The organism is Pantanalinema sp. (assembly GCA_036704125.1).
Taxonomy (GTDB): Bacteria; Cyanobacteriota; Sericytochromatia; order S15B-MN24; family UBA4093; genus JAGIBK01.
The window spans coordinates 1-5,051 of sequence record DATNQI010000073.1 but is presented as its reverse complement, the minus strand read 5'-3'; the positions used below and the strand labels follow the sequence as shown (position 1 = coordinate 5,051).

Here is a 5,051-nt window from a genome sequence, read left to right as displayed (position 1 = left end):
GGGGGCGCTTCTTTGTCTCTAGACGTCGAGGTTCTTGACCTCGCGGGCGTGCGTCTGGATGAACTCGCGGCGCGGCTCGACCTTGTCGCCCATCAGGATGGTGAAGAGGTGATCCGCCTGGGCGGCGTCCTCGATGTCCACCCGCAAGAGCGTGCGGTTGACCGGGTCCATGGTGGTCTCCCACAGCTGCTGGGGCATCATCTCGCCGAGACCCTTGAACCGGCTGATGGTGAGGCCGTCCGAGCCGATGCGGCCCTTGAGGGCCTCCAGGTCGCGGTCGGTGTAGCAGTAGTGGGTCTGCTTGCCCTTCTCGACCTTGTAGAGGGGCGGCTGGGCGATGTAGACGTAGCCGCCCTCGACCATGGGCCGGGCGAACCGGTAGAAGAAGGTCAACAGGAGCGTCCGGATGTGGGCGCCGTCCACGTCCGCGTCGGTCATGATGACGATCTTGTGGTAGCGCAGCTTGGCCACGTCGAAGTCGTCGGCGACCCCGGTGCCGATGGCGATCGTGAGGTTGCGGATCTCCTCGTTGCCGTAGATCTTGTCGAGGCGCGCGCGCTCGGTGTTGAGGATCTTGCCGCGCAGGGGAAGGATGGCCTGGAAGTTGCGGTCGCGTCCCTGCTTGGCCGAGCCGCCGGCCGAGTCGCCCTCGACGATGTACAGCTCGCACTTCTCAGGGTCGCGCTCGGAGCAGTCGGCGAGCTTGCCGGGCAGGGTCGAGCCCTCGAGGGCGCTCTTGCGGCGGGTCAGCTCGCGGGCCTTGCGGGCCGCCTCGCGGGCGCGCAGGGCGTCGATCGCCTTGGAGATGATCCCCTTGCCCACCCCGGGGTTCGACTCGAGGAAGTGGTTGAGGGTCTCGGTGAAGATCGCGGTCACGATGCCGGTGACCTCGGGGTTGCCGAGCTTGGTCTTGGTCTGGCCCTCGAACTGGGGCTCGGGGATCTTGACCGAGATGACCGCCGTGATGCCCTCGCGGACGTCCTCGCCCGAGAGGTTCTGGTCGTTCTCCTTGATGGTGCCGACCTTGCGGCCGTACTCGTTGAGCAGGCGCGTCAGCACGTTGCGGAAGCCCGTGACGTGGGTGCCGCCCTCGTGGGTGTTGATGTTGTTGGCGAACGCCAGCACCGACTCGGAGTAGCCGGTGGTGTACTGCATGGCGATCTCGACGCTGACCTCGTCCTTGACGCCCGAGACGTAGATCACGCTGGGGTGCAGGGTGTCCTTGTTCTCGTTGAGGTACTCGACCATCTGGATGATGCCGCCCTCGTAGTGGTACAGCTCGTCGCGATCGCCGCCGTCCGGCAGCTGACCTTCGCCGAGAAAGCGGATCTTTACGCCGCGGTTGAGGTAGGCGAGCTCGCGGAAGCGGCCGGAGAGGGTGTCGTACGAGAAGACGGTGCTCTCGAAGATGGTGGCGTCCGGCTTGAAGGTGACCTTGGTGCCGGTGCCCTCGGCCTCGCCGAGGACCTGAAGCGAGCCGATGGGCACGCCGCGCTCGAAGCGCTGGAGGTGGCGCTTGCCGTCGCGCTTGACCTCGACCTCGCACCACTCGGAGAGGGCGTTGACGACCGAGACGCCGACGCCGTGCAGGCCGCCCGAGACCTTGTAGCCGCCCGCGCCGAACTTGCCGCCGGCGTGCAGGACGGTCATGACCGTCTCGAGGGTGCTCTTGCCGGTCTTGGGGTGGATCTCGACGGGGATGCCGCGGCCGTTGTCCTCGCACGACACGGTGCCCTCGGCGCTGAGCACGATGGTGATGTCGGTGCAGTGGCCGGCCAGAGCCTCGTCGATCGCGTTGTCGATGACCTCGTAGACCAGGTGGTGAAGGCCGCGCTCGCCGGTGCTTCCGATGTACATGCCGGGGCGCTTGCGGACGGGCTCGAGGCCCTCCAGGACCTGGATCTGGGCGGCGCCGTAGTCCTGCGTGACGACCGTCGCGCTGGCGGCGTCCATCCCGGTCATGAGTTCATCGGTGTCGGTGGGCATTCGATCCTCCAAGATGACAGGCCCTTCTTTAGGCGAAGAGGCAGCTCTCATTATACCATCGGGGCCGAATTGGCGCCAATTTGCGCCCTTTTTTCCGTGATAGAATGGGCCCATGCAAGAACACAGCCTCAAAGAGGATTTCTCGGCCGCCGCCGAGCCCGTCAGGCAGCTCGTCGTCTCCCCCACGGTGGTGATCAACGGCGAGGGCGCCGTCGCGCGCGTGGGCGAGCTGGCAGCCGGAGTCGGCGCCAGGGCCCTCGTCATCGGCGGGAGCATCAGCTACCCGGTGGTCAAGGCGGGGATCGAGGCGAGCCTGGCCGCTGCGGGCGTCTCTTTCGAGGTCACGACTTACGGCCGCGACTGCTGCGAGACCGACCAGGAGCGGCTCTGCGAGCTCATCCGGGCCTGCGGGGCCGAGGTGATCGTGGGCGCGGGCGGCGGCAAGGCCATGGATGCGGCCAAGCTCGCGGGCCACCGCTCGGGGCTGAAGGTGATCAACGTGCCGACGAGTGCTGCGACCTGCGCGGCCTGGACGGCCCTCTCCAATGTCTACTCGAGCGAGGGGACCTGGCTGTACGGGGTGGCGCTGCCCACCAACCCCTACGCGGTCGTGGTGGACCACGCGGTGGTCGCGACGGCGCCCGCGCGCCTTCTGGCCTCGGGCATCGCCGACACCCTGGCCAAGTGGGTCGAGAGCTCGGCCTCGGTGGACGCCCTTCAGGCGGACGCCATGACCCTCTCGGCGCTCGAGATGGCGCGCTTCCTCTACGATCGCCTCATGGCGGTGGGCGAACAGGCCTACGCCCAGGCCCGGCTCAGCCAGAGCGGTCCCGAGCTGAAAGCCGCCATCGACGCCAACATCCAGCTGGCGGGCACGGTGGGCGGCCTGGGCGGCGCGCGCTGCCGCTCGGTGGCGGCCCACGCGGTCTGCAACGCCCTGACGGCCATGCCGGGCCACGGCCAGTCCTGGCACGGCGAGAAGGTCGCCTTCGGCATCGTCGTCCAGCGCATCCTCCAGGGCTTCGCCCGGGACGAGATCAAGCGCCTCGTCGCTTACTTCGCCGCGATCGAGGTGCCCGTCACCCTCAGGCAGCTGGGGGTCGCCGACGACGCCACGGCGATCGAGGCGATCGCCCGGGGCACCGTCCGGCCGGACTCCAGCGCCCACCTCCTGCCCGGCGGGGTCGACGCCGCGCGGGTCGCCGAGGCCATCGTCCAGGCTAACGCGCTCGGCGAGGCCCGGCTGGCCATGGCGGGCTGAACCCTTGCCTTGAAGCCGCTTTCGCCCCCGGTGAATAGGCGCTAGAATAACTCGGGAATACCTCGGTCCCCGTTGCGTCCCATGACTTCTATCAGGAGATGACGATGATCACCACGTCCAGCCAGGCGATGTTCCAGGAATCCGACCGTCTCAAGAAGATCCCCCCCTACGCCACCGCCCAGCTCGAGGTGCTGCGCACCGCCGCTGAGAAGAAGGGGATCTCGGTCATCGACCTGGGGATCGGCTCGCCCGACCTGCCCACCCCGCAGCCGGTCATCGACGCGGCCATCGCGGCCGTCAAGAACCCCGCCAACCACGGCTACCCGACCTTCCGCGGCAAGAAGGCCTTCCGCGAGGCGATCGCCGCCTGGTACATGCGCCGCTACGGGGTCGAGCTCAACCCCGAGACCGAGGTCCTGCCCCTCATCGGCTCCAAGGAAGGTCTCGCCAAGCTGCCCTTGGCCTTCATCAACCCCGGCGACAAGACCATCGTGCCCCAGCCCGCCTACCCGGTCCACACCCGCGGCACCCTGCTGGCGGGCGGCGAGATCGTCGAGGTCCCCTGCCTGCCGCACTCGGGCTTCCTGCCCGAGTGGAACACCGTGAGCGCCGAGGACGCGGACGCCGCCAAGCTGCTCATCTTCAACTTCCCCAGCAACCCCACCGCCGCGGTCGCGCCCCGCTCCTTCTACGAGGACACCCTCGACTTCGCCAAGCGCCACAACATCATGCTGGTGCACGACCTGGCCTACGCGGATCTCGCCTTCGACGGCTTCAAGCCGACGAGCCTGCTCGAGATCCCCGGCGCCAAGGAGCACGGCGCCATCGAGTTCCACACCATGAGCAAGACCTACAACATGGCCGGCTGGCGCTGCGGCTTCGTGGTGGGCAACGCCGAGATGATCAACGGCCTCTACCGGGTCAAGACCAACATGGACTACGGCGTGCCCAACTTCGTGCAGGACGCCGCGATCGCGGCCCTCAACCTGCCCGACAGCCACGTCGAGCAGCTGGTCGAGGTCTACCGCCGCCGCCGCGACGTGGTGGTCGAGGGCCTCAACAAGCTCGGCTGGAACCTCGAGAAGCCCAAGGCGACCATGTACGTCTGGGCCCCGGTCCCCAAGGGCGAGGCGGCCTACGACTTCGTCGCGCGGGTGATCGACACCGCGGGCGTCGTCTTCACCCCCGGCACCGGCTTCGGGGCCCTCGGCGAGGGCTTCTTCCGCATCTCGCTGGTCAAGCCCGAGGCGGAGCTCCAGGCGGCGATCGATCGCCTCGAGAAGGCGGGCATCCGCTTCGCCTAGTCCCTCCATGAGAGAGGAGGCCCCGGCGCGACGCCGGGGCCTCCTTTTTTGGTTTTAGAAGGGAAGGGCCTCGCTGCCTTCCGGCGCTTCCTTTTCCGAGGTCTCGAGGCTGCCCGGGGGCCTGGCTCCGGCGAAGCCCCACTCGGCGTCCCGGACGTCCACGTAGTAGCCGCCGTTCTCGACCTTGCGGAGCTCGACGCGGCCGTTCGCCCAGATGTGGCTGCCCTTGGCGACGTGGTTGACCAGGGTCTCGCCGCGGTTGCCCCACACCTCGACCCGGAACACGTCGGAGTCGGGGTAGACTGCCTCACGGCGCTTGTAGGGGCGGTTGACCGAGATGGGGACGCTGGCCACGAGCCGTTCGCCGACGGTCCTGAGCTCGGGGTCGGCGATGACGCGGCCGACGATTGCTAAGCGGTTCATGCGGTGCCTCCTCTGCTGCGTTGGTGGATGTGTCTTGATATGATAATTATTTATAGTAAATAAATCAATATGCGCAG

Annotated in this window: 4 protein-coding genes; 2 read left to right on the top strand and 2 right to left on the bottom strand. The window is 67.7% G+C overall.

The genetic code is table 11. The features are described 5' to 3' along the window. Positions 1-18 precede the first annotated feature (18 nt). Positions 19-1,986 (bottom strand): DNA topoisomerase (ATP-hydrolyzing) subunit B, encoded by a 1,968-nt coding sequence (gene gyrB / locus V6D00_11900; protein HEY9899878.1) that lies wholly within the window; start codon positions 1,984-1,986, stop codon positions 19-21. A gap of 112 nt (positions 1,987-2,098) precedes the next feature. Here gyrB and V6D00_11895 point away from each other — a divergent pair, with 112 nt between their 5' ends. Both V6D00_11895 and V6D00_11890 read left to right on the top strand, forming a co-directional pair. Then, entirely contained in the window at positions 2,099-3,247 is a 1,149-nt protein-coding gene (locus tag V6D00_11895; GenBank protein ID HEY9899877.1) for an iron-containing alcohol dehydrogenase family protein, read from the top strand. A 104-nt stretch (positions 3,248-3,351) separates the two neighbouring features. Then, positions 3,352-4,551: an LL-diaminopimelate aminotransferase gene (locus tag V6D00_11890; GenBank protein ID HEY9899876.1), complete on the top strand. Its 1,200-nt coding sequence runs from the start codon at positions 3,352-3,354 to the stop codon at positions 4,549-4,551. Between the two features lie 54 nt (positions 4,552-4,605). Here the strand turns inward: V6D00_11890 and V6D00_11885 are convergent, their stop codons facing one another. Continuing rightward, the gene (locus tag V6D00_11885) at positions 4,606-4,974 is read right to left on the bottom strand and encodes a single-stranded DNA-binding protein (GenBank protein HEY9899875.1); all 369 of its coding nucleotides are present in this window, start codon (positions 4,972-4,974) and stop codon (positions 4,606-4,608) included. Positions 4,975-5,051: the final 77 nt, after the last annotated feature.

What these genes read in the sequence shown, in the direction of transcription:
- gyrB (HEY9899878.1), bottom strand. Translation starts at nt 1,986, where the DNA reads ATGCCCACCGACACCGATGAACTCATGACCGGGATGGACGCCGCCAGC.
- V6D00_11895 (HEY9899877.1), top strand. Translation starts at nt 2,099, where the DNA reads ATGCAAGAACACAGCCTCAAAGAGGATTTCTCGGCCGCCGCCGAGCCC.
- V6D00_11890 (HEY9899876.1), top strand. Translation starts at nt 3,352, where the DNA reads ATGATCACCACGTCCAGCCAGGCGATGTTCCAGGAATCCGACCGTCTC.
- V6D00_11885 (HEY9899875.1), bottom strand. Translation starts at nt 4,974, where the DNA reads ATGAACCGCTTAGCAATCGTCGGCCGCGTCATCGCCGACCCCGAGCTC.